Source organism: Pseudomonas sp. 3-2 (genome assembly GCF_019710535.1).
GTDB classification, from domain to species: domain Bacteria; phylum Pseudomonadota; class Gammaproteobacteria; order Pseudomonadales; family Pseudomonadaceae; genus Aquipseudomonas; species Aquipseudomonas pharyngis.
In genome coordinates this window covers 2,219,172-2,243,605 of sequence record NZ_CP081200.1, presented here as the reverse complement: position 1 = coordinate 2,243,605, position 24,434 = coordinate 2,219,172, and the positions used below count along the sequence as shown (strand labels likewise).

Annotated in this window: 21 protein-coding genes and 4 tRNA genes; 2 read left to right on the top strand and 23 right to left on the bottom strand. The window is 60.9% G+C overall.

What is annotated here, in order from left to right; genetic code table 11:
• Positions 1–28: 28 nt before the first annotated feature.
• Together K3819_RS10170 and K3819_RS10165 are read right to left on the bottom strand one after the other, a co-directional pair.
• Complete coding sequence (locus tag K3819_RS10170; protein ID WP_221399150.1) at positions 29–931, bottom strand: siderophore-interacting protein; 903 nt, start codon at positions 929–931, stop codon at positions 29–31.
• Positions 932–1,018: 87 nt separating this feature from the next.
• Positions 1,019–1,384, bottom strand: a complete 366-nt coding sequence (locus K3819_RS10165) for an SPOR domain-containing protein (RefSeq protein ID WP_085612801.1) — start codon at positions 1,382–1,384, stop codon at positions 1,019–1,021.
• A gap of 250 nt (positions 1,385–1,634) precedes the next feature.
• Between K3819_RS10165 and csrA the strand changes: the two genes are divergently transcribed.
• Complete coding sequence (csrA, locus tag K3819_RS10160; protein WP_003179932.1) at positions 1,635–1,829, top strand: carbon storage regulator CsrA; 195 nt, start codon at positions 1,635–1,637, stop codon at positions 1,827–1,829.
• A 206-nt stretch (positions 1,830–2,035) separates the two neighbouring features.
• On the opposite strand, the gene K3819_RS10155 is transcribed toward csrA, so the two are convergent.
• The 3 genes from K3819_RS10155 to K3819_RS10145 all read right to left on the bottom strand — a co-directional run bounded on the left by K3819_RS10155 (position 2,036) and on the right by K3819_RS10145 (position 3,512).
• Complete coding sequence (locus K3819_RS10155; RefSeq protein WP_085612802.1) at positions 2,036–2,491, bottom strand: DUF2214 family protein; 456 nt, start codon at positions 2,489–2,491, stop codon at positions 2,036–2,038.
• 341 nt (positions 2,492–2,832) lie between these two features.
• Positions 2,833–3,294 carry a GNAT family N-acetyltransferase gene (locus tag K3819_RS10150; RefSeq protein WP_085612803.1) on the bottom strand — a complete coding sequence of 154 codons (462 nt, stop codon included), beginning with the start codon at positions 3,292–3,294 and terminating at the stop codon, positions 2,833–2,835.
• A 141-nt stretch (positions 3,295–3,435) separates the two neighbouring features.
• Positions 3,436–3,512: transfer RNA gene (locus tag K3819_RS10145), tRNA-Val, on the bottom strand.
• Between the two features lie 184 nt (positions 3,513–3,696).
• Here K3819_RS10145 and K3819_RS10140 point away from each other — a divergent pair.
• Complete coding sequence (locus tag K3819_RS10140; RefSeq protein WP_221399149.1) at positions 3,697–4,980, top strand: FAD-binding oxidoreductase; 1,284 nt, start codon at positions 3,697–3,699, stop codon at positions 4,978–4,980.
• 52 nt (positions 4,981–5,032) lie between these two features.
• Here K3819_RS10140 and K3819_RS10135 read toward each other — a convergent pair whose 3' ends face one another.
• The 18 genes from K3819_RS10135 to K3819_RS10050 form a co-directional block, all read right to left on the bottom strand.
• The gene (locus tag K3819_RS10135; protein WP_221399148.1) at positions 5,033–6,004 is read right to left on the bottom strand and encodes an XdhC family protein; all 972 of its coding nucleotides are present in this window, start codon (positions 6,002–6,004) and stop codon (positions 5,033–5,035) included.
• Between the two features lie 2 nt (positions 6,005–6,006).
• Positions 6,007–7,242: a cytochrome c gene (locus tag K3819_RS10130; protein ID WP_221399147.1), complete on the bottom strand. Its 1,236-nt coding sequence runs from the start codon at positions 7,240–7,242 to the stop codon at positions 6,007–6,009.
• Between the two features lie 2 nt (positions 7,243–7,244).
• Positions 7,245–7,784 (bottom strand): (2Fe-2S)-binding protein, encoded by a 540-nt coding sequence (locus K3819_RS10125; RefSeq protein WP_007956473.1) that lies wholly within the window; start codon positions 7,782–7,784, stop codon positions 7,245–7,247.
• Positions 7,777–10,608, bottom strand: a complete 2,832-nt coding sequence (locus K3819_RS10120) for a xanthine dehydrogenase family protein molybdopterin-binding subunit (protein ID WP_221399146.1) — start codon at positions 10,606–10,608, stop codon at positions 7,777–7,779. The genes K3819_RS10125 and K3819_RS10120 overlap by 8 nt, the downstream gene beginning before the upstream one ends.
• A 421-nt stretch (positions 10,609–11,029) precedes the next feature.
• A tRNA-Asp gene (locus K3819_RS10115) sits at positions 11,030–11,106 on the bottom strand.
• Positions 11,107–11,199: 93 nt separating this feature from the next.
• A tRNA-Asp gene (locus tag K3819_RS10110) sits at positions 11,200–11,276 on the bottom strand.
• A gap of 55 nt (positions 11,277–11,331) precedes the next feature.
• A tRNA-Val gene (locus K3819_RS10105) sits at positions 11,332–11,407 on the bottom strand.
• Between the two features lie 90 nt (positions 11,408–11,497).
• The gene (locus K3819_RS10100; RefSeq protein ID WP_041475192.1) at positions 11,498–12,274 is read right to left on the bottom strand and encodes an SDR family oxidoreductase; all 777 of its coding nucleotides are present in this window, start codon (positions 12,272–12,274) and stop codon (positions 11,498–11,500) included.
• Complete coding sequence (locus tag K3819_RS10095; RefSeq protein ID WP_064594841.1) at positions 12,271–13,482, bottom strand: O-succinylhomoserine sulfhydrylase; 1,212 nt, start codon at positions 13,480–13,482, stop codon at positions 12,271–12,273. The genes K3819_RS10100 and K3819_RS10095 overlap by 4 nt, the downstream gene beginning before the upstream one ends.
• Positions 13,483–13,562: 80 nt before the next feature.
• The gene (gene purF / locus K3819_RS10090) at positions 13,563–15,068 is read right to left on the bottom strand and encodes an amidophosphoribosyltransferase (protein ID WP_007956466.1); all 1,506 of its coding nucleotides are present in this window, start codon (positions 15,066–15,068) and stop codon (positions 13,563–13,565) included.
• A 41-nt stretch (positions 15,069–15,109) separates the two neighbouring features.
• Entirely contained in the window at positions 15,110–15,670 is a 561-nt protein-coding gene (locus K3819_RS10085; protein WP_039771589.1) for a CvpA family protein, read from the bottom strand.
• A 98-nt stretch (positions 15,671–15,768) separates the two neighbouring features.
• On the bottom strand, positions 15,769–16,437 hold the full coding sequence (locus K3819_RS10080; protein ID WP_221399145.1) for an SPOR domain-containing protein: 669 nt from the start codon (positions 16,435–16,437) through the stop codon (positions 15,769–15,771).
• Positions 16,421–17,728, bottom strand: coding sequence for a bifunctional tetrahydrofolate synthase/dihydrofolate synthase (gene folC / locus K3819_RS10075; protein ID WP_085612811.1), 1,308 nt, complete (start codon positions 17,726–17,728; stop codon positions 16,421–16,423). Before folC ends, K3819_RS10080 begins: the two co-directional genes overlap by 17 nt.
• Positions 17,725–18,645: an acetyl-CoA carboxylase, carboxyltransferase subunit beta gene (gene accD, locus K3819_RS10070; protein ID WP_064378840.1), complete on the bottom strand. Its 921-nt coding sequence runs from the start codon at positions 18,643–18,645 to the stop codon at positions 17,725–17,727. The genes folC and accD overlap by 4 nt, the downstream gene beginning before the upstream one ends.
• 192 nt (positions 18,646–18,837) lie before the next feature.
• The gene (locus tag K3819_RS10065; RefSeq protein ID WP_039771595.1) at positions 18,838–19,452 is read right to left on the bottom strand and encodes a phosphoribosylanthranilate isomerase; all 615 of its coding nucleotides are present in this window, start codon (positions 19,450–19,452) and stop codon (positions 18,838–18,840) included.
• 64 nt (positions 19,453–19,516) lie between these two features.
• Positions 19,517–20,341 (bottom strand): tRNA pseudouridine(38-40) synthase TruA, encoded by an 825-nt coding sequence (gene truA, locus K3819_RS10060; RefSeq protein WP_039771597.1) that lies wholly within the window; start codon positions 20,339–20,341, stop codon positions 19,517–19,519.
• A gap of 150 nt (positions 20,342–20,491) precedes the next feature.
• Complete coding sequence (locus K3819_RS10055; RefSeq protein ID WP_221399144.1) at positions 20,492–23,134, bottom strand: FimV/HubP family polar landmark protein; 2,643 nt, start codon at positions 23,132–23,134, stop codon at positions 20,492–20,494.
• Between the two features lie 209 nt (positions 23,135–23,343).
• Positions 23,344–24,354 carry an aspartate-semialdehyde dehydrogenase gene (locus K3819_RS10050; protein ID WP_085648992.1) on the bottom strand — a complete coding sequence of 337 codons (1,011 nt, stop codon included), beginning with the start codon at positions 24,352–24,354 and terminating at the stop codon, positions 23,344–23,346.
• Between the last annotated feature and the right edge of the window lie 80 nt (positions 24,355–24,434).

Here is a 24,434-nt window from a genome sequence, read left to right as displayed (position 1 = left end):
AGCGACAAACTCAAGGCCTTTTTTGTGCTCAACCGCCGGACTTGTTGTAGCGCCAGTAGCCCATCAGATTGAGTGATTCGCGAGGGATGCCACGCTCCTTGATCAGGTATTTGCGCAGACTCATGACCGCTGCTGATTCTCCGGCGATCCAGCCATAGAATCCCTCGCTGGCCGTTTCGGCGACCTCCCAAAGAATCTCTTCTTCGATGTCGACATCCGCCAGCTCGACCGCCTGCCCAACCGGCGATGCATCAACAGGCAACGTCGCCTGCCGCACGGCTTCCACCATCAACGTACCGGCAGCTGCCTGATCGCGAATCAGCCATTGCACCAAAAGCCCGGGCCAGTCAGGAACCGCCAACATGTCTTCACGACTGTCGACCTCAAAAAACGCCTGGGTCTGCGGCGGTTCAGCCAGTCTCGCCAGTTCTTCCAGAATCCCCATGGCGGCCGGCAACGCTGTGGAATCGGCGACCAGCAGAAGTTGCTTGAGCGTTTGCGGAGGTTTCCATTCAAATCCCCCCGCCTCTTGTGCCGTGAATCGGCTGTCGGGGGCGAGAATCTGCATCGACTCGCCAGGCTGTGCTCGCAAGGCCCAACGGGAGGCAGGACCGGTCTCGCCGTGCAGTACGAAATCGATATCCACTTCGCCTGCTTCGGCACGCAAGTGGCGGATGGTGTAGGTGCGCATCGCCGGGCGACGATCAACCAGCATCGAGCGGAAACGGGCGTACCACCCCTCCCCCTGAGAAAGCCTGGCGGGTGAGCCATCTGCTGCAGGGAAAAACAGCTTCACTCGCTGATCCGGCGCCCACGCAGCCATCTCGGTGACCGCCGAGCTTGCGAGGGTGATCCGCATCAGATGCGGACTCAGTTGATGCTTGTGACGCAAAACAACGTCGAACAACTTGTAAGGATTGGCGGAGGCCATGCGGAGCTCCTTCTGGGTATCTTCAGTGATTGCTTTAAAAACGAATCACGGGGGACACCCTTTAGTCAGCTCCGCCGAATGGATCGCTTATTGAGCGACCGTGCGCTCGATCACCAGTGTTTCGATGTTCTGCTTCTTCGCCTTGATCAGCGCGGCGTTCACATCCGCCTGCCGTGCCTCGGCGTCAGCCTTCGAATTGAAAGGGCCAAGCAGGATCCGGGTCTTGCCGCTGGCGTCCTTGATGACGCTGGCCACAAAGGCATGCTCGATCAGCCAGCCGCTGAGGTCGCTTACGGCTTGGGGAGTTTCACCGCGCACTTCCAGATCCCACTGCGGCCCCACCGCAACAGGCGCCGCTACCACCGCCGGTTTCGCTTTTTGCGCATCCACACTCTTGCCTTCGCCACATCCTGCCAATGCCAGTGCCGCGACTACCCAGACCAATTTGCGCACAACGCTTCCCTCTGATTTTTCAAAGCGGCGATCTTAACATTCGAGAATACTTTCGGAGCCCCGCAAAATGGGCACAAAAGGACGAGATTGATGCTGACAGCCCCTGTATAGTTACGCGCTGGGAATTAATGCCGCTGCTGCGCGTCAGAAAGAGGCACCCAGACTTTAAGACTTCGCACTAATCTATACGTACCACCGACCTCTGCACTGTCTGAATCAGGTGCCCTACAAAGCAATCAAGGAGAAGACCATGCTGATACTCACCCGCAAAGTCGGTGAAAGCATAAACATTGGTGATGACATCACGATCACCATTCTCGGCGTCAGCGGCCAGCAAGTTCGAATCGGCATCAATGCTCCGAAGAACGTTGCAGTGCACCGGGAAGAGATCTACCAGCGCATCCAGGCTGGCCTGACCGCTCCGGACAAGCCACAAACGCCCTGAGCCCTACCGCAGTCAGTAGCCAGTTCGTTTGCCTGCGCGCAATGACTGGCTAAAGATTCAAGCGCCGTATTGCCATTCCCCCACCTCCCTGGTGACGGCGCGTGCCACGCCCCTTCCCGCCTCACCCTTCTCGCGACCGATACTAACTGTCATTCAAAGGGTTGGCTGTCGGATATTTCCGAATAGCGAATGGGAATCTCGCCCGCCTAGCCGAATGTAACGCCACGCGCCATTCCCGTGGCCGCCACGACCATCAATATCAATAGAAGCGCTTCCGCATGACTGATCCGCGCGAACACCTTGGCACGCCCCGTGTCAGGGATAGCGCCGCGCGCCTTGGCCACGCGCCACTTGATCAGAGTGATCATCGGCACCAGTTCCAGAAGCAGAATCAGCACAAACAACGTCATCTTCAGATGGAACAGCGGCTGATGCAGGTAGTAGTCGGTTCCCTTCTCATAACCGGCAAAGGCGCGCATGCCGCCGGAGATGAGCAGCACCAGCGCCGAGAGCCCCCAGACATTGTCGGCAAGCAATACGCGCCCGACCTCACCCGAGCCGGACGCCAGGCGACTGAAGGCCGTCCCACGCGTCAACACCGCCCAGAAGCCCATGGCAAATGCCAATAGATGAATCGCTGCAAGAAACCAGTGAACCAGCATTGATGAACTCCTGTACTGCAGAGGCGAAATCAGCCTGACAGTAGTAGTCGAAAAAATGAGGACTTGCCTGTCACCCCTCCCGGAAAAACGGAAGCGGGCGAGACGAGAGACTGGCAGAGGCGCGGGAAAGGCAAATCGCGGGCAAAAAAAATCCCAAGCAGCTGATGGAAGCTTGGGATTTAAAAATGCATAAACCGTGGTGGTGAACGCGGGGCGGATATTACTGATTTATTCGTCTTGTAACAACGTATTTTTGATAACCGAATGGTTAATAAAGTCCGTAACTCCTTAAATATCCACACTATTTAAAAGGTCGCTCACAAAAGTCGGCGACGAATGGATCAAAATCCATCGCAGTCAATACGCGCACGGCTCAAGAATTTTACAAAAATGAGTTCAGGATCCCCCGGGTCAAGGTTCTCCACCGTTCCGCTATGCTGATATCCAAGATTTGTCAGCAGCTGCCGCATCGGCAAGTTGGACGCATTGGTCGACGTGAAGATCTTGCCTGCAACAGCGTGATGCTCCAGACCACTCACGATTTGCCGACCCACGCCGGAACGCCTGCTCGCACTGGAGACGACCACGAGGGATATGAACCATTCACCGAAAAAGCTTCGATCCAAACAGCCGTAGCCGAGAAGAACGCCAGGATTGTCAGTCTCGCAGACAACCCAGCACTCATGCGCCCCAACTGCTCTCGCGATGCACGCTCGACGGCGGCTATCTGTTTCAGCGACAGGATCAATCTTCAACAGGCTTTCGATATCGCCTGAACTGGCGCGCCTGAATTGGCGACTCATGAATACACCCCTGCAAATGTGCCGAAGTGTAGCTGCGGTCGACCAAACGGAAATTTGCAAAGGTTCTGAAAATCGCAGACAACAAAAAAGGCCCACCTTTCGGTGAGCCCTTTCAGACCGCCCAGCAGAGCGGATTTTGTTTGGTAGGCGCGATTGGACTCGAACCAACGACCCCCACCATGTCAAGGTGGTGCTCTAACCAACTGAGCTACGTGCCTGCTGTGAGGCGGCATTCTACGGAATTCCGGAGGGGTGTCAACACCTTTTTTTCACCTAACCCTATGAATATGCAAAATATTTAATTTCGACCCGCCGCAAGAAGATTTCCCGGTGGCTGGCGGAGGTTTTTCAACTGGGGTAGGATCGCTGCACTCGTAAAATATATTAAACAGAGGCTGCAGGATGGCGAACACCCCTTACCCAGAGTCTTACTACGCGGCATCGGCCAACGCCGCACCACCACGTCCTGCCCTGCAGGATGACGTGGAGACGGATGTCTGTGTGATCGGCGCTGGTTATACGGGACTTTCCTCGGCGCTGTTCCTGCTGGAGAACGGTTTTCGCGTGACCGTGCTGGAAGCCGCCAAGGTCGGCTTCGGCGCCTCGGGGCGCAATGGCGGGCAAATCGTCAATAGCTACAGCCGTGACATTGATGTGATCGAACGCAGCGTCGGCCCGAAACAGGCGCAACTGCTCGGGCAGATGGCCTTCGAAGGCGGCCGGATCATTCGTGAGCGTGTCAGCAAATACAACATCCAGTGCGACCTCAAGGACGGCGGCGTATTCGCCGCCCTCACCGCCAAGCAGATGGGTCACCTGGAATCGCAGAAACGCTTGTGGGAACGCTTCGGCCACACGCAACTGGAACTGCTCGATCAACGCCGAATCCGCGAAGTGGTGGCTTGCGATCAATACGTCGGTGGCATGCTCGACATGAGCGGCGGCCACATCCACCCGCTCAACCTGGCCCTCGGTGAAGCAGCCGCCGTTGAATCCCTGGGCGGCGCCATTTACGAACAGTCGCCGGCCGTGCGCATCGAACGCGGTGCCAACCCGGTCGTACATACACCGCAAGGCAAGGTCAGAGCCAAATTCATCATCGTCGCCGGCAACGCCTACCTCGGCAATCTGGTGCCGGAGCTGGCGGCCAAATCGATGCCATGCGGCACTCAGGTCATCACCACCGAACCACTGGGCGATGATCTGGCGAAATCCCTGCTGCCGCAGGACTACTGCGTCGAAGACTGCAACTACCTGCTCGACTACTACCGCCTTACCGGCGACAAGCGTCTGATCTTCGGCGGCGGTGTGGTGTATGGCGCGCGGGATCCGGCAAACATCGAGGCGATCATCCGCCCGAAAATGCTCAAGGCCTTCCCGCAACTCAAGGACGTGAAAATCGACTACGCCTGGACCGGCAACTTCCTGCTGACCCTGTCGCGCCTGCCTCAGGTCGGACGCCTGGGCGACAACATCTATTACTCCCAAGGCTGCAGTGGCCACGGCGTGACCTACACGCACCTGGCCGGCAAGGTGTTGGCCGAGGCACTGCGCGGACAAGCCGAGCGTTTCGATGCCTTTGCTGATCTGCCGCACTACCCTTTCCCCGGCGGGCAACTGCTGCGCACACCGTTTGCCGCACTGGGCGCGTGGTACTACGGATTGCGCGACAAGCTCGGTTTCTGATGAGCGAAAAAAGGGGCCGCTGAACAGCGGCCCCTTTTACATCCAGCATCAATCACAACTGATCCCGCCCAATCCCGCTGCGAATCCGCAGGATATCCGCGAGCACTGCCAAAGCAATTTCCGCCGGTGTCTTGCTGCCCAGGTTGAGGCCGATCGGCGCATGAATTCGCGCCAGCTCGCTCTCCCCCAGACCGCCAACCCTACGCAAACGCTCGAAGCGCTTTTGTGAAGTCTGCAACGAACCCATCACGCCGATGTAAAACGCCTCGGTGCGCACAGCTTCCATCATCGCCAGATCGTCGATGCGCGGATCATGGGTCAAGGCCACCACCGCGGTATCACGGTGGCAACCGCCATCGGCGATGAACACCGACGGCAATTGCCGGCGAATCTCCACGCCATTGAGCACCACGTCTTTCAGCACTTCTTCACGCGGGTCGCAGAGGATCACTTCGAAGCCGAGACCGACCGCGAATTCCGCACAGGCCTGCGCCACGCTGGAATACCCCGCCAGCAGCAAGCGCTGAGCAGCCCCGATGCGGATCCGTACCCGGTCGATTTCACGCTCGATTCGCGCGCCCTGCTCGTGATCGGTAAACAGGCTACGCGCACCAGTAGTCAGATCGACTTCGCGAATCACCCGGCGCTGCCCGAGCAACGCCGATTCGAGCTCACGCAGGTGCGCCTGCACATCGCAGCCGGCGTCAAATTTCTCTACCAGCACATCGAGTATGCCGCCGCACGGCAGGCTGACCCGCGAACGCGGATCGTCACCTTCGCCATAACGCACGACGTTGATCGCATCGAGAAACGCACCTTCGGCGACGCGCTCGAGAAAGTCTTCCTCGACACAACCACCGGACAGCGACCCGATCCACTGCCCGCCGTCGTTCACCGCCAGCAGCAAACCTGGCGCGCGTGGCGCCGAACCATAGGTGGTCAGCACGGTGCAGAGCCAGATGCGTTGCCCCGCCGTCGACCACTCCAGCGCCCGACGCACAACCTGCAGATCGAGATGCTGCATGATCAGTGCGCCTTGTGCTCGATGGACGGGGCGTCAGCCTGAAGCTTCTGCACATCGCCCACCGCCAACTCAGCAGACTGACCACCCCAACCCTGACGCAGGTAGTTCAGCAGATCGGTCAGTTGTTCGGCACTGAGCTTGTCGGCAAAACCCGGCATCGGCTGCATGTGTTCGAACCCGGCGAATTTCTGTTCGCCGATGCCATCCTCGATCACGCGCAACAGGTTGCGCGGGTCTTCCAGACGCAACGTGGTGTTGCCGCGCATGGCCACCGCGATGTGCGGTTTGCCCTCGCCACCGGCCGCGTGACAGCCGGCGCAGACGTTCAAGTATTCCTGACGGCCGCGCTGGGCGCTGACACTGAGTTTTTCCACCGGCACCTCGGTCAGTTCTTTCGCCGCCGGAGGCTTGTCGCCCAGCAGGAAAGTCGCCATCGCCGCCAGATCCGGATCATTCAGACCCTGAGTGCTGTTGTGGAACACCGGGAACATCTCGTTGAACATCGTGCCCTGGGCGCTCATGCCGTGCTTGAGGAACGTGCTCAGGTCCTGATGGTTCCAGCCGCGTGCCGCCAAGTCGGTTGCCAGCAGGCTCGGCGCCAGATAGCCGTTAAGGATGCCGCCGGTCAGGCGCTTATCCAACTGCATCGCGCCCGGCAGGCCGCGTGGCGTATGGCATTCGCCGCAATGGCCGAGCACTTCGACCATGTACTGGCCGCGTTTCCAGGCGTCGCTTTTGCCTTCGGAAGGCTCCAGCTTCAACGCTTTACCGTACATCATGTTCCAGCCAATCAAGCCCGGACGCACGTTGAACGGGAAGCTCAGACTGGTCACCGGCGCGGCGCGCTCGATCGGCTCGACGGTTTTCAGATACGCGTGAATCGCATCCGAATCCGCACGCGGCATCAAGTGATACGAGGTGTACGGCATCGCCGGATACAGGTTGGCGCCGTCACGACGCTTGCCTTCGGTGAGCGCGGCGAAGAACTCTTCATCGGTGTAGAGACCGATGCCGTGCTCCTTGCTCGGCGTGATGTTGGTACCGTAGATCGTGCCGAACGGCGACACGATCGGCAGCCCGCCCGCATACGGCGCGCCACCCGGCGCCGTGTGGCAGGCCATGCAGTCAGCGGCGCGGGCAAGGTATTCACCGCGCTTGACCTGTTCATCCGCATGCGCCGCAAACACAGGTGCAGCCAGCCCGACCGCCAGGGCCAGGCGGGTCAATAATTGCTTCATGCTTAACCCTCCTTGACCAGGCCGAGATCAGTCAGCACGTTGCGGGTGGCGTTGTAGTAACGCACGTACCCGGTGCAACGGCAGACGTGATGGCCGAGGCTGTCCTCGATGACTTGCTCCAGTTTGCTTTTGACGATTGGCTGGCGTTGCAGCTTTTCCACCAGCACGGTCGCGGCGTTGACGAAACCCGGCGCGCAGTAGCTGCACTGGAAGGCGAATTCGTCGACAAAACGCTGCTGGATCGGGTTCAGCTCGGTGACCTGGCCTTGCTCGTCACGCTTGGCGTGGCCTTCGATGGTGCGGACTTTCTTGCCCTCGAAGTAATGCGCGCCAGTGATGCAGGTGCGCACTTCTTCGCTGGTGCCGTCCGGGTTGTCGACGATCACCACGCAGGCGTGGCAGATGCCCTGACCGCAGCCCAGGCGCGAACCGGTGAGGTTCTTGTATTCGTGCAGGTAATCGATCATCGGCAGGTCATCAGGGATGTCCACCGGGCCGACGGATTGACCGTTGAGGGTCAGTTGAAGCGGACGGTTAGCCATTGAGGGCCTCCTTGATGCGCGCAGCAGTGATTGGCAGATCGCGAACACGTTTACCGATGGCGTGGGCCACGGCGTTACCGATGGCACCGACCACCGGAATCATCACCACTTCGGCGATGCCTTTGGACGGGTCGCTTGGGGACAGCGGCGGCAGGATTTCCGACGTCTGCTTCCACACCGCCACATGGCGCGCCATCGGCAGGCGATAACGGTTGAAGTTCCAGTCACCCTCCCCTGGCCCGCCTTCGTACAACGGCATCTCTTCCATCAAGGCGTGACCGATGCCCATGGCGATCCCGCCTTCGAGCTGACCACGAACCAGTTCTTCGACCAGCACCCGTCCGCATTCCAGCCACGAGTGATGGTTGAGCACTTCGACTTCTGCCGAACCTTTGTTGACCTTCAACTCGACCAGCGTTGCGACCGGGCTGTAGTAGGTCACGGCGGCGTTGTTCAACTGGACGACCGGATAGGCGATGTTCTGCCGATCCAGCAGATGGAAACCGGCGCTGGTCATTTGCGCCTTTTTCGCTTTCGGGGCGCCGTCGCCGTACTTCACCGCCAGACCGTCGAGCGGCAGACGCTCGCGCACGCCATCGATGCTGTATTCGGCCTCGGCCCAGCTCCAGCGGTTGAAACCGTGAACCGTGGCGCCAGTGACCAGACCGCGCTCGTGAGCACGCTTGGCCAGCTCTTCGAAGGTCAGTGGCTGCATGCCGTTGGCGGTCAGTTTGCCGTCGACCCAATGCGCATCTTCGCGACGCACCACGTAAGGGTTGGCCTGGCCGCCGTAAGGGCCCTGACGCCAGATCTCCAGCGCCGCCGGCCACAGACCGTGGTTGAATAGCACGCGCGCCGCTTCACGGGTGGCGTGGCTGAAGTAGTAGGCGGAGTTGGTCGCGGACGAGGCCGATGCCAGCTTGCCGACCCAGCGCGGGTTGCGCAGGAAGTTGTCCTGTTCGGCCTGGCTCATGATGTAAGGGTTGCCGGCGGTGACCAGCTGCATTTCATCCCACTCGGTTTCGCCGGTCTTCACGTCGTGAGCCGCGCTGCCGAGGAAATCAGCCACCACTAACGCTTGCGAGGTGGACATGCCGGTGCCGATCTCGATACCGATGTGACGCAGGGAAATGCGCCCGTCAGCGGTGAACTCGATGCTGGCCATCGGCGCTTCGGAACCGGTGCCGAAGTCTTTCTGGCAAATGGCGAAACCCACGCCATACCAGTTGTCCGGATCCGCCGCTTCGCGCTGCTTCTTGATCGCGTCGCGGTTTTTCCAGACTTCGTGCAGCGAAGCCTTGTCGAGAATCTCGTGCAGGCGCAACGCACCGGCAGGGATCGCGCCCTGGGTGTTTTTCATCCCCGAGCGCAGCGCATTTTTGCGGCGCAGATTGATGGCATCGACACCAAGGCGATCGGCGATTTCGTCGACCATCATCTCGGTGGAGGCCATGCTCTGCAGCGTGCCGTAGCCGCGCATCGAACCTGCTTCAACGGCGCGGGAATGGTAAGCGGTGACCTGCAGGTCGTTCTGCGGCATGTAGTAGATCGACTGCGCCGCCGTAGCGCCAACGGCCGCTACCGACGGGCTGTAGTTGATCCGACCGCCACCGTCGACGCTCATCTCGGCGCGGAAAATCTTGAAGCTGTGATCGGTCTTGTCCACTGCCAACTGGTAGCGGATGTCGAACGGGTGGCGCTTGATGCCGCTTTGGAACTGCTCGTAGCGGTCGTTGGCCAGGCGAATCGGCACGCCCGCGCCGTACAACGCCGCCAAAGCTGCGTAGTAGACGAAAATGTTGTGGTCCTTGGAACCGTAACCGACGGTGTAACCCGGGTGCATGTTCAGGTTCGCCAGGCCGAAACGCGACGGCCCGATCATCTTCGCGGTCTCGGTGGCGGTTTCCAGCGGACATTGGGTGGCGACGACGAAATGCAGGGTCTTGGTCGCCGGGTCGTACCAGCCGTTGCCATTGTCCGGTTCCATCGCGGCCGGCTCGATCGACGGGGTTTTGTAGCGTTCGTCGAACACCAGCCAGTTGTCCGGCGGGGTGTCGATCTCTTTCTTCATGCGGTCGGCGTAGAACAGGCCGCGCTCGGTCAGGTTGCCGTGCAGGTTCGGCTGGGAATTCCACACCGGGCGACGGTTCTTCAGCATCGGGAACAGGATCGAGTCCTTGAGGCTGGCGAACTCGTCGTCATCCGCCGACGTCGGGCCACCGACGCGCACATAGCGGAAACTGCCATAGGGATCGCCTTCGTAGAACGGCACTTGCGCACCGTAACGAATCGCTTTGTCATTGAATTTGAGTTTGTTCTTGGCCTGGCGGAAACGCTCGAAGTCGTTCCAGATCAGGATCGCAACCGGGTGGCCGATGAACATCGGCACTTTGCCTTCCGGCAGCAGAGGATCCGGCGCGTGCTCTTCAGGGAATACAATGCCGTCCTTGTCCAGGTCGGCAGCGGTGACGATGCGATCAGGCTGCAGATCAGCGCCGAGCCACGACAGGTCGTAGCCGTCGTAGATGCGGTCGGCCTTGATGGTTTTCAGCAACATGGCGTGGCCTTGCTGCTGGGGCCAGCCCGGCATGTCCTTGGAACGGATGTCGCGGGCAAACACTTTGCTGCCGCAGACCTTGGACAAGGCATCGTTACGCTGGCGCGCCTTGCCGTTGTTGCCGAGCCACTGCTCGGACGGCACGGTGACGCTGTTTTCCATCAAGGCACCGAGCGCCTGACTGCTGAGCGGCGTGAGCGTAACGCTCACACCCGCCACCAGCCCGCCCTGAAGGAACGAGCGCCGGGATATTTCACGGTTGGACATGGATCATCCTCTGGGCGGTTATGGATCCGCCCTTCTGGTTATCTACTGGGAATCTCGAGTCTTGCAGAAGCCCTTTTTGACGAAGCAAAGGGCGTGATGACAGTGCAAAGCTGACCGAAAGGTTAACTTTATAGGTTTCTGAGCTCGCAGCAAACAACCAGTTACAAAAATTTGACTAAAGAATCAAAAAATCAATGCGGCATTGCATCGCAGCGACTCGGGGACGCAGGTAGATTGCCCGGCAGCATCGAACGAGCCACGGCTAGGGTTCGTCGCCGGCTACAAGGGAGGAATTTGGGAGAGGTCAAATTTCAGACACAAAAAACCCCGGTCTTTCGACCAGGGTCTTTGCTATCGATTCCGAATCAACCAGAGGTTGCTTTCGGTGTTTCAAGGCGTTCAGTGGTCCTTGAAACAGATATGGCGCAGCGGACGGGACTCGAACCCGCGACCCCCGGCGTGACAGGCCGGTATTCTAACCGACTGAACTACCGCTGCGTATCGCTTTGAGCTGACGCTCAAGTAACTCGTTTGACTGAAAGCTTCGGTGCTTTTCAATCGCGAACCAGACAGTGTCTGACTCGTTAAATATGGCGCAGCGGACGGGACTCGAACCCGCGACCCCCGGCGTGACAGGCCGGTATTCTAACCGACTGAACTACCGCTGCGCGTCAGTGCAGGCACTTTCAGCCTACGTTCTTGCTTACGCAAGTCTCTCGGGAGTGGTGGGTGATGACGGGATCGAACCGCCGACATTCTGCTTGTAAGGCAGACGCTCTCCCAGCTGAGCTAATCACCCGTTTGCATCTCCGAGGCCGCGAAATTTACGCAGGTAGCGAACCTAAGTCAATAGCAGGATTGAAGTTTTTCTAAAAAAGACGAAATTGCTTCATTCCGTATAAATCATCTTCTTGGTCATACCGCCATCGACCACGAATTCCTGCCCCGTCACAAACCCTGCATTCTTCGACAGCAACCACGCCACCATCGCTGCCACATCCTCGACCGTCCCTACCCTGCCCGCAGGATGCTGGGCATGATCGGTATCGGTCAGCGGTTCCGCGCGCCGGGCGGATGGATCCCGCGCATCGATCCAGCCCGGACTGACCGCATTGACGCGAATCTCCGGCCCGAGACTGATCGCCAGTGCGTGAGTCAAAGCCAGCAAGCCACCCTTGCTCGCCGCGTACGCCTCCGTATCAGGTTCCGACTGCGCCGCACGGGTCGAGGCCAGATTGACGATTGCCCCGTTGTGCGCACGCAGATACGGCGCGCAGTGCTTGGCCAGCAACATCGGCCCACCGAGGTTCACCGCCAACACCCGATTCCAGTAAGCCAGATCGAGACTTTCCAGCGTGATGTTGTGCGGATCGGCCACGGCAGCGTTGCACACCAGCGCATCCAGACGACCGAATTGTCCCAGCACCTCAGCGACACCGAGCGCCACCTGGCTTTCGTCCGCGACGTCCATGGCGATGAACCAGGCGTTCTCGCCCAGCACCTTCGCCACTTTCGAACCACGGACACGATCAAGGTCGGTCAATACCACCTGCCAGCCTTCGCTGATCAACCACGCAGCGATGCCCAGACCGATCCCGCGCGCAGCACCCGTGACCAATGCAACGCGGCCATGGGTGCCGATCTTCGGCGTAGACAACTCGATCACAACGCCGCCAGACCGCGCGACAGATCGGCTTGCAGGTCAGCCACGTCTTCCAGACCGACCGCGATGCGGATCAGGCTGTCACGAATGCCGGCAGCCTCGCGCTCCTGCGGCGCCAGACGGCCGTGGGACGTAGTGCTCGGGTGGGTGATGGTGGTTTTGCTGTCACCCAGATTAGCGGTGATCGAGATCAAACGGGTCGCATCGATGAAGCGCCAGGCGCCCTCTTTTCCGCCCTTCACCTCAAAGCTCACCACCGCGCCGAAGCCTTTCTGCTGACGCTGAGCCAGCTCGTGCTGCGGATGGCTCTTGAGACCGGCGTAATGCACCTTCTCGATGCCGTCCTGCTGCTCCAGCCATTCGGCCAGTTGCTGGGCGTTGGCGCAATGCGCCTTCATCCGCAGGTTCAGGGTTTCCAGACCCTTGAGGAAGATCCAGGCGTTGAACGGGCTCAGGGTCGGCCCGGCGGTACGCAGGAAACCGACGATTTCTTTCATCTGTTCGCTGCGACCGGCAACCACACCGCCCATGCAACGGCCCTGACCATCGATGAACTTGGTGGCCGAATGCACGACGATGTCTGCGCCTAATTTCAGCGGCTGCTGCAACGCCGGCGTGCAGAAGCAGTTGTCGACTACCAGCATCGCACCCTTGGCGTGCGCGATTTCCGACAGCGCGGTGATATCTACCAGCTCAGCCAACGGATTGGACGGCGACTCGACGAACAGCAATTTGGTGTTGGACTTGATCGCTGCGTCCCAGGCCGACAGATCGGCCAGCGGCACGTAATCGACTTCCACGCCAAAACGCTTGAAGTACTTCTCGAACAGACTGATGGTCGAACCGAACACGCTGCGCGACACCAGCACATGATCGCCGGCGCTGCACAGACTCATCACCACCGCCATGATCGCGGCCATGCCGGTGGCCGTGGCCACCGCCTGCTCGGCGCTTTCCAGCGCGGCGATGCGCTCTTCGAAGGCGCGAACGGTCGGGTTGGTGTAACGCGAGTAGACGTTGCCCGGCACTTCCCCGGCAAACCGTGCAGCCGCATCGGCGGCGGTACGGAACACGTAGCTGGAAGTGAAGAACATCGGATCACCGTGCTCGCCTTCCGGCGTACGGTGCTGACCGGCACGTACGGCCAGGGTATCGAACGCTACGCCTTCGAGGTCGCTGTCCAGCCGACCGGCATCCCATTCCTGACTCATGCTGTCACTCCTTGCCCTGTTCTCGATAAATAAAAGTCTTTTGCCAGATACAAAACCGGCCCCTAAGGGCCGGTTGAAACTCAGTTGTTGTACAGATCGATGATCGCACTGACCGCCTGGGTCTTGACCTTCGAGGCATCGTTGCGTGCCTGTTCGATCTTGTTCAGGTAAGCCTCGTCGACGTCGCCGGTGACGTACTTGCCGTCAAACACTGCGCAATCGAAGTTTTCGATCTTGATCTTGCCGCCGCCGACCGCTTCGATCAAGTCAGGCAGGTCCTGATAGATCAGCCAGTCAGCACCGATGAGATCAGCCACGTCCTGGGTCGAACGGTTGTGCGCGATCAGCTCGTGAGCGCTCGGCATGTCGATGCCGTACACGTTCGGGAAGCGAACAGCCGGAGCCGCCGAGCAGAAGTAGACGTTTTTCGCGCCGGCTTCGCGGGCCATCTGGATGATCTGCTTGCAGGTAGTGCCACGTACGATCGAGTCATCGACCAGCATCACGTTCTTGCCGCGGAATTCCAGCTCGATGGCGTTGAGCTTCTGACGTACCGATTTCTTGCGCGCGGCCTGGCCGGGCATGATGAAGGTACGACCGATGTAGCGGTTCTTGACGAAGCCTTCGCGGAATTTCACGCCCAGATGGTTGGCCAGCTCCAGCGCGGCAGTGCGGCTGGTGTCCGGAATCGGGATGACCACGTCGATGTCGTGCTCTGGACGCTCGCGCAGGATCTTCTCGGCCAGCTTCTCACCCATCCGCAGACGGGCCTTGTAGACCGACACGCCGTCGATGATCGAATCCGGACGCGCCAGATAGACGTGTTCGAAGATGCACGGGGTCAGGGATGGGTTGGTCGCACACTGACGGGTGTGCAGCTTGCCGTCTTCAGTGATGTAGACCGCTTCGCCCGGCGCCAGGTCGCGAATCAGGGTGAAACCGAGCACGTCCAGCGAAACGCTTTCGGAAGCGATCATGTACTCGACGCCTTCGTCGGTGTGACGCTGGCCGAACACGATCGGGCGGATGCCGTGCGGGTCGCGGAAACCAACGATGCCGTAACCGGTCACCATCGCCACAACGGCGTAACCACCGACGCAACGGTTATGCACGTCGGTCACGGCGGCAAACACGTCTTCTTCGGTCGGTTGCAGCTTGCCGCGCTGGGCCAGCTCGTGAGCGAACACGTTGAGCAGCACTTCCGAGTCGGAGCTGGTGTTGACGTGACGCAGATCGGATTCGTAGATCTCTTTGGCCAACTGTTCAACGTTGGTCAGGTTACCGTTGTGCGCCAGGGTGATGCCGTACGGCGAGTTGACGTAGAACGGCTGAGCCTCGGCCGACGTCGAGCTGCCGGCAGTCGGGTAACGGACGTGGCCGATACCCATGTGGCCGACCAGGCGCTGCATGTGACGCTGTTGAAACACGTCACGCACCAGGCCATTGTCCTTGCGCAAGAACAACCGGCCATCATGGCTGGTCACGATACCGGCAGCGTCCTGGCCGCGGTGCTGGAGCACGGTTAGCGCGTCATACAGCGCCTGATTGACGTTCGACTTACCGACGATACCGACGATGCCACACATGCGACGCAACCCCTACTTAATGGATCTGAACTGAACAACACTCACTGAGGCGTTTTGGCCGACGGCAAGAGTTGCTCCTTGAACGGAATATCAGCGGGTACGCTGATTCCGCTGGCAAGCCACTGACTGCTCCACCCGAGAATCAGGTTCTTGGACCAGTCTGCGACCAATAGAAACTTTGGCACGAGCTGTGATTCTTTCCACCACCCGTCCTGCTGTACCGGCCCCAGGCTCAACAGCCCGACCGCCACGACCACCAGCAACACGCCACGCGCAGCGCCGAAGGCCATGCCGAGGAATCGATCGGTCCCGGACAACCCGGTGACGCGAACCAACTCGCCGATAAGATAATTGATCATTGCGCCCACGATCAGTGTGGCGACAAACATGATGGCACAGCCCGCGATCACGCGAGCCGACGGTGTTTCGATGTATCCGGCGAGGTACTCGGACAGTGAGCCACCGAACATCCAGGCAACAGCTCCTGCGATGATCCAGGTCACCAGCGACAATGCTTCTTTGACGAAGCCGCGGCTCAAACTGATCAAAGCGGAGATGGCGATGATTGCAACGATCGCCCAGTCAACCCAGGTAAATGGCACAGTGCAGCCTACAGACGGATAAGGCGGCGCATTTTAGCAGAGCGCATGGCTGTCGGTAAGCTGCGATTTTCAGTGCATTTCTATCGAAGTGATAGATATCAGCCGCGCTCAGGCTGGAAGCGCACCACAAACCCCTTGAGGTTCTGCTGGCGGCTCAACAGATCGCGCAGACGATCGGCTTCGGCGCGCTCGATCAGCGGGCCGACGAACACCCGGTTCTTGCCATCGGCCGAACGGATGTAAGCGTTGTAACCCTGGCTGCGCAGGGTTTTCTGCAGGCTTTCGGCGCTGGCACGGCTCGACAGGCTGGCCAGTTGCACCGACCAACTCACCGACAGGCCATTGGCATCGACGCGGCTTTGAGTGGTATCCGGTTTGGCAGACAGCGCAGCGATCGGCTGCGCCGGAGCCGTGGTTGGCTTGGCCACGGGAGCGGGAGCCGGCGCAACCGGTTTGGCTACCGGCGACGGAGCCGGAGCCGGAGCTGGCGCGGAGGAAGCAATCGGCGCCGTTGGCACAGCCTGCTCGGCGACTTCGTCATCGCTTGGCACTGGCTCTTGCGGCAGAACCTGCGGCTCGGGCACCGCCACGGTTTCCATCTGGATCTGCGCCACGGCGGGCGCTTGCGGCGCGGTCGGCGCCTCGACGGTCACCTGACGCTGTTCATCCTGACGGGAAAACAGCATCGGCAGGAAAATCACCGCCAGCGCCACCAGCACCAGGGCACCGACCATGCGCTGCTTGTACGCTTTATCCAGCAAAGCCATTTGCCGCTTCCTCCGTGGAGCGCCGAGACAGCCATTCGAGGGCCTCGGCGACACAATAAAATGATCCGAACAGCAAGATCTCGTCGTCGCTGGTGGCCACTGCACACTGCCCTTCCAGAGCGGCCGCCACGCTGTCATAAGACGTGACCGAGGCGCCAAGGTTCTGCAATGCCTGATTCAATTCATCCACCGGACGCGCACGTGGCGAATCCAGTGGCGCCACCGCCCAGTGCTGGACGCTGGCATTCAACTCACCGATGACACCGTCCAGATCCTTGTCCGCCAGCAGGCCGAACACCGCCAGACGCTTGCCGACCGGTGGACGAGCAGCCAGACGCCGGGCCAGATACTCCGCCGCATGCGGGTTGTGGCCAACGTCCAGCAGCAGGTTCAGACGTTTGCCGTTCCATTCGAAGGAGCGACGATCGAGGCGACCGACCACGCGAGTTGCCTGCAGCGCCGCAACAATCTGCCCGGCCTCCCATGGCAAACCGAGCAGCAGATAAGCCTGCAACGCCAACGCGGCGTTCTCCATCGGCAGGTCGAGCAGCGGTAAATCACGCAGTTCGACGACCTGACCGTCAGCATCGGTGCCACGCCACTGCCAGAACTGATCCGTGATACCCAGGTCGAAATCCCGCCCGCGCAGGAAGAACGGGCAAGCAAGCTCGCGCGCCTTGTCCAGCAAGGGTTGTGGAGGATTCAGATCGCCGCACAGCGCAGGTTTGCCCTGGCGGAAAATCCCGGCCTTCTCGAAGGCCACGGATTCACGGGTATTGCCCAGATAGTCGGCATGATCGACACCAATGCTGGTGACCAGCGCGATATCGGCATCGACCACGTTGACCGTGTCAAGACGCCCGCCCAACCCGACTTCCAGCACCACCGCATCGAGCCCAGCCCGTTGAAACAGCCAGAACGCCGCCAGGGTGCCCATTTCGAAGTAAGTCAGGGAAGTGTCGCCGCGCCCCGCTTCGACCGCCGCGAAGGCTTCGCACAGCTGCGCATCAGTGGCTTCGACGCCATTGAGCTGCACCCGCTCGTTGTAACGCAGCAGGTGCGGAGAATTGTAGACACCGACGTTCAGGCCCTGCGCCCGCAGCAAGGAAGCCACGAAAGCGCAGGTCGAACCCTTGCCGTTGGTGCCGGTGACCGTAATCACCCGTGGCGCCGGCTGGCCCAGTCCCATGCGGGACGCTACCTGTTGCGAACGCTCCAGCCCCATGTCGATGGCCGATGGATGCAACTGTTCAAGGTAGGCGAGCCACTCGCCAAGGGTGCGCTCGGTCATACGTTGGCAGGCACCGGCGGAACGACGATCGGCTCGATCGGCGCAGCAACGAATTTAGGCGTCGGCTTGCCGGTCAGTTGCGCCAGCAGGTTACCCAGACGCGGGCGCAGTTCGCGACGATCGATGATCAAATCGATGGCGCCGTGCTCCAGCAGGAACTCGCTGCGCTGGAAGCCTTCCGGCAGTTTTTCACGCACGGTCTGCTCGATCACGCGCGGGCCGGCGAAGCCGATCAGGGCTTTTGGCTCGCCGACGATCACGTCGCCCAGCATCGCCAGACTGGCGGAAACGCCGCCGTAGACCGGATCGGTCAGCACAGAGATGAACGGAATGCCTTCTTCGCGCAGGCGCGCCAGCACGGCCGAAGTCTTGGCCATCTGCATCAGCGAGATCAGGGCTTCCTGCATCCGCGCACCACCGGAGGCGGAGAAGCAGACCATCGGGCAACGGTTTTCCAGCGCGTAGTTGGCGGCGCGTACGAAGCGCTCACCGACGATGGCGCCCATGGAACCGCCCATGAAGCTGAATTCGAACGCCGAAACCACGACAGGCATGCCCAGCAGGGTGCCGCTCATGGAAACCAGTGCGTCCTTCTCGCCGGTCTGCTTCTGGGCAGCGACCAGACGGTCCTTGTACTTCTTGCCGTCACGGAATTTCAGACGGTCAACCGGCTCCAGGTCAGCACCCAGTTCGGCACGGCCTTCGGCGTCCAGGAAGATGTCGATGCGCGCCCGTGCGCCGATGCGCATGTGGTGGTTGCATTTAGGGCAAACGTCCAGGGTCTTTTCCAGCTCCGGACGATACAGCACAGCCTCGCAGGACGGGCATTTGTGCCACAGACCTTCAGGGACCGAGCTCTTCTTGACCTCGGAACGCATGATCGAAGGGATCAGCTTGTCTACCAACCAGTTGCTCATGCTTTCTTTCTCCAGTACCGGCGGCCCGAACGCTCTGGTTCGCGGCCCCGCGTATGCCCTTCAGCTAAATTCATGTGTGGCGATGATCGGCCGGGCTGCCGGGTCAGCGGAACTGACCTGCGTACACCCCGAAAAGACCCTCAGCCTCTTTTCTACAGAGCTGTGGACGGCGGCAGTCTGCCAGCCGTCACATCAGCGTACGGCGTTGATGAATGCACGAATCTTTGCGTGATCCTTGATGCCCTTGCTCGCCTCTACCCCGCCGCTGACATCCACGGCATACGGCCGCACCCGGGCGACCGCATCGGCGACGTTCTCCGGCGTCAGGCCGCCGGCCAGAATCAACGGCTTGCTCAAACCCTGCGGAATCAGTGACCAGTCGAACGCCTCGCCGGTTCCGCCGGGCACGCCTTCGACATAAGTGTCGAGCAGCACGCCACTGGCGCTCGGGTAGGCATCGCAGGCGGCGGCAATATCATCGCCCGCCTTGACCCGCAAGGCCTTGATGTAAGGCCGGTGCCAGCCTTCACACTCGGCGGCGGTTTCGTCGCCGTGGAACTGCAACAGATCCAGCGGCACGGCATCGAGGATTTCCCCGAGCTCGCAGCGGCTGGCATTGACGAACAGCCCGACCGTGGTCACGAACGGCGGCAATGCAGCGATGATCGCCCGCGCCTGCTGCACGGTCACGGCCCGGGGACTTTTAGCGTAGAACACAAAACCGATGGCATCGGCCCCGGCCTCGACGGCTGCCAACGCATCTTCTATGCGGGTAATCCCGCAAATCTTGCTGCGAACGGCTGACATGTCGATAAAAACCCCAAGGCAAATCCGAGAAAGTCCCGGATGGTAACAAATGCGTTCGAGGGCGTCAGCCGTCAAGTTCCGCGAAACCCGTAAGGAAATGTGGCCCGATGAAACGCTCGGGCAACGGGAACTCGTCGTGGTACTCGACCTGCACCAGATACAGGCCGAACGGATGCGCCGTGACTCCGCCGGAACGCCGCTCGCGGCTCTCCAGCACTTCTTTCATCCACTCTACCGGCCGCTCGCCGGCACCGATGGTCATCAGCACGCCGGCGATGTTGCGCACCATGTGATGCAGGAACGCGTTGGCGCGGATGTCCAGAACGATCATTTTGCCGTGACGGGTCACGCGCAGGTGATGCATCTTCTTGATCGGCGATTTGGCCTGGCACTGGCCGGCACGGAAGGCACTGAAATCATGGGTACCGATCAGGTACTGCGCGGCCTCGGCCATGCGTTCGACGTCCAGCGGACGGTGATTCCAGGTGATTTCTTCGTTGAGATGCGCCGGGCGGATCTGATCGTTGTAGATCACGTAGCGATAGCGCCGGGCAATCGCCTTGAATCGCGCATGGAAATGCGCCGGCATGACCTTCGCCCAACTGACGCTGATGTCGTGGGGCAGATTGATGTTGGCGCCCATGACCCAGGCTTTCAGCGAACGGTCGACCTGGGTGTCGAAATGCACCACCTGCCCGCAGGCATGCACACCGGCGTCGGTGCGCCCGGCACATTGCAGTGAGATCGGCGAGTCGGCGACCTTCGACAGGGCTTTTTCCAGGGTTTCCTGCACGGTGAGCACACCGGTGGACTGGCGCTGCCAGCCGCTGTAGCGCGAGCCCTTGTATTCAACGCCCAGCGCGACGCGGAAAAAGCCTTCGGGTGCCATTTCGGCGGCCGGGTTATCTATGTTTGCCAAGTCGGTACAGCCTGCTGATCTACAAAGGCGGGCATTATAAGGCGGCGGGACGGGGAAACCAGACCCAAACAAAAACGGCAGCCTCATGGGCTGCCGTTTTGTTTACCGCTGAATGCCGACTCAGGCCAGATGCGACAGCATTTCGCTCGCTTCGCTCTTCTGCTTGTCGTTCCCCTCACTGATGACCTCATTGAGGATGTCGCGCGCGCCGTCGTTGTCGCCCATGTCGATGTAGGCCTGCGCCAGATCGAGCTTGGTCGCGGCTTCGTCAGTACCGGACAGGAAGTCGAAGTCATCCTCCCCCAGATCATCACCCAGCGCGGCATCGGCCTCGGTGAAGCTTGGCTCGTTGATGCTGCCCGACAGGCGATCCAGCTCGGCGTTGACGTCGTCCAGTTCGGCGGCGAACGCATCCGGCTCGGCGGGCGCCGCGTCCATTTCGTCAGCCAGGGACAGGTCGAAATCGGCTGGCAGCTCCAGATCATCCTGCGGCACGTCGGCCACGGTTGGGGCTTCGACCAGCGGCAGATCCTTCACGCCTTCGTCCAGATCCAGCAGGAAATCATCGTCTGCCAGCTCGACCGGCGCAGGCGCAGGGTCGGCACCGAGATCCATATCCAGGTCGAAATCCGACAGGTCATCGAGGTTTTCCTTGATGTCGGTCTGCTGTTGCAGCACCGACTCGAAGCTCAGGTCGTCGTCAGTCGGGAACGCATCCAGCTCGACCGGCGCTTCCGGCTCGACAGTCGCCACAGGCTCTACTGGCGTGATGCTATCCAGATCGTCGAGGCTCAGGTCGAAAGCGCTGTCCAGTTCAGCATCTGCCGCGGCAGGCGCTTCAGGCTCGTCGAGCAGCAGCTCCTTGACGTATTCCGCGTCCAGCTCGGCAGCCATGGCCGCAGCCGCCAGGCCGCTGGCCGCGATGACCGCCATGGCCGGGAAGCGGCTTTTCAGCTCTTCGACCTTGGCGAAGTTGTCGCCATTGGCGACCAGTTGGCGCTCCTGACCGACGAACGCATCGCGATCACCCTGACGACCGTAGACTTCCATCAGTTTCAGACGCAGATCGCTGCGCTGCGGCTCCAGGCTCACGCCCTCCTCCAGCAGCGCGGCGGCTTGATTCAGACGACCGCCGTCGATGTGCGACTGCGCCTTGTCCAGCACGTCGTCGGAACGCTCGGCGGCCGGCGCCACCAACGGCGCGGCGATCGGCTCGGCCATCACGACTGGCGCCACTACAGCAGCAGCGGCTGGGGCTGGGGCTGGGGCTGGGGCTGGGTTCAGCTTGACGCTGGCGGCTGGTACTTCCAGACCTTCGAAGCTGCTTTCAGGCAGATCGAGATCCTGGGAGAAGGATTGCTCCTCCAGGGCACGGGCCATGCGCAGGTGTTTTTCGGCTTCCTGCTGCGCCTTGCGGCGGCGGGCCAGCAGCAACAGCAGGAGCAGCAGAACCACCGCACCGCCACCGACCAGACCCAGCAGGATCGGATTGGTCAGCAGTTCGTTGAAGGTTTTCTCGTCATCGGCGGCCGGCGTGGTTTCAACCACAGGCTCGACAACCGGCTCGACTGGTGCCTGAGCGGCGGCTTCAGGCGCAGGTGCGCCCGGAGCAGCCTCTGCCGGAGTGGCCGGCGGCGTGGCCGCCAGTTCCGCGGTGATCGCCGGCACCACTGGCGCAGTGGCGGCGGTCGCGGGAGCAGCAGCCGAACCTTCGGCCTGCATCTTCGCCAGTTGATTGTTCTTCAGCTCGATCAGACGTTGCAGCTTGTCCAGCTGGCTTTGCAGATCGGCCATGCGGCTTTTCAGCTCTTCGTTGTCACGGCGGGTGGTGTCGAGACTCTCCTGGGTCACCGCCAGTTTGTTGCTCAGGGCCTTGGCGTCGCCGGCCGGACCCTTGCCACGCGCCTTGGCGCTTTCGGCGGACACCAGGCTCAGGTTGTCCTTGGCGTTTTGCGCAGCGCCGGTATTGGCGCGGCCACGATTGGTCGCATCGAGTTGCTGCTGACCGGTGCCCGGCTTGGCCACATAACGACGGCCCTGACGCCAGGCTTCGTTCTGCGCGGCCACTTCGGCAATCGCTTTGGACTGCGGCAGTGCGGTGCTTTGCACTTGGTCCGGCAGACGCAGCACCTGACCGGTTTTCAGGCGGTTGATGTTGCCGCCGATGAACGCGTCCGGGTTCAGGGCCTGGATCGCCAGCATGGTCTGCTGCACCGAACCGCCGGTGCGCGCCTTGGCGGCGATTTCCCACAGGGTGTCGCGCGGCGTGGTGGTGTGGGTCGAATGGGTGGCGCCGGTGGTCGGTGCGGTGATGGTTTGCGCCGGCGCAGGCTGGGCGGCGGCATCAGCGGTCTGCGGCGAGAACTTCGATGGATCCAGCAGCACGCTGTAATCACGCAGCAGACGGCCGTTCGGCCACATCACCTGCACGAGAAATTTCACCATCGGTTCCGACAGCGGCTTGCTCGAAGTCACGCGCAGCACGCTTTTGCCGCTGGCGTTGAGCACCGGAGTGAAGGTCAGATCATTGAGGAAGGCCTGGCGATCGACGCCGGCCTTGGCGAAATCTTCCGGCGAGGCCAGGCTCGGCACCACTTCGGCAGCGGTCAGATCCTTGACATCGAGCAGCTCGATTTCCGCTACCAGCGGCTGGTTCAGGGTCGACTTCAGGGTCAGCTCCCCGAGCCCGAGGGCATGCGCCATACCGGAGGACAGCGCCGAGGCGGCCGCTATTGCTAACACCAGTTTGCGAACTTGAACCATAGCCTCTTCCTTTGTTTGAACGTTCCTCGGCCAGCGAGAAGATGTTGATAGTCGCTGCCGTAAGGCATTGCGCGCGACGACGACAGCATGCCGCGCGCGATCATTTCTTTGATGCCCCGGAAAGTCCCGGAGGGTGACACGTTGCCAACTGCTCCGGCCAAGCATAGCGCCCGGCTAGAATCAGTCGACAAATTGTTGCCAAGTATCTTTTACAGCAGGTCTTTTATCAACAACTCGGCGACCTGCACGGCGTTGAGGGCCGCACCTTTGCGTACGTTATCTGACGTCAGCCACAGATTAAGTTCCGACGGTTCGTCGACACCGGCACGTACCCGCCCGACGTAGACCACGTCCTGCCCCACCGCGTCACCGACGGCGGTCGGATAATCACCGGCTTCGACCAGCTCGATGCCCTCGGCCTCTTCAAGCGCGGCGTTAACCTTTTCCAGGTCGACCGCGCTCGCTGACTGCAAGGTCACGCTAAAGCTATCGCCAAAAAACACCGGGGCTTGAACACAAGTTGCGGAAATCTTTAATAAAGGCTTGGTCAGCACCTGACGCAGCTCGCGCACCAGGCGTTTTTCCAGCAGCGTATGACCTTGCGCATCCGGTGTGCCGACCTGGGCCAGCAGGTTGAAAGCCATCTGCCGGTCGAAGAATGTCGGCTCCAGCGGACGCATGTTCAGCAGCTCGGCGGTCTGGCGCGCCAGCTCGGTCACGGCTTCGCGGCCCTGGGCGGAAACCGCCAGATTGGCGGTGACATGCACGTATTGCAGTTCGATCAGATCGAGCAGCGGCGCCAACACCACGGCCAAAGTAGTGGCCGACGGGCTTGGACTGCTGACCTGGAACGGCACTTTCAAACCGGCCAGCACATCGGCATTGGCTTCCGGCACCACTTGCGGCGCCTGATCCGCCGGCAAGGCGCCGGACAGATCGACCAGCGAGCAACCCGCCGCGTGAGCGCGGGCGGCGTAACTCAGGGTGATGGCCGGGCCGGCGGCGAAGAACGCCAGTTTGACCTTACTGAAATCGAACTCGTCGACTTCACGCACGCGCACGTTCTTGTTGCGAAACAGCACCGAGCTGCCGGCGGATTCGCTGCTGGCCAACAGGTGCAGCGTGCCGACCGGGAAGTCGCGTTCTTCGAGGATCTGCACAAGGGTTTCGCCGACAGTACCGGTGGCGCCGATCACGGCAATATCAAGGGTCTGGGTCATGTTGCTACCTCTGGCGAAACGGGGGGAGCGGCACTTTACCGGGTGAGTCGCACGCAGGCAATTCGCGCCCGCCGCGAAGA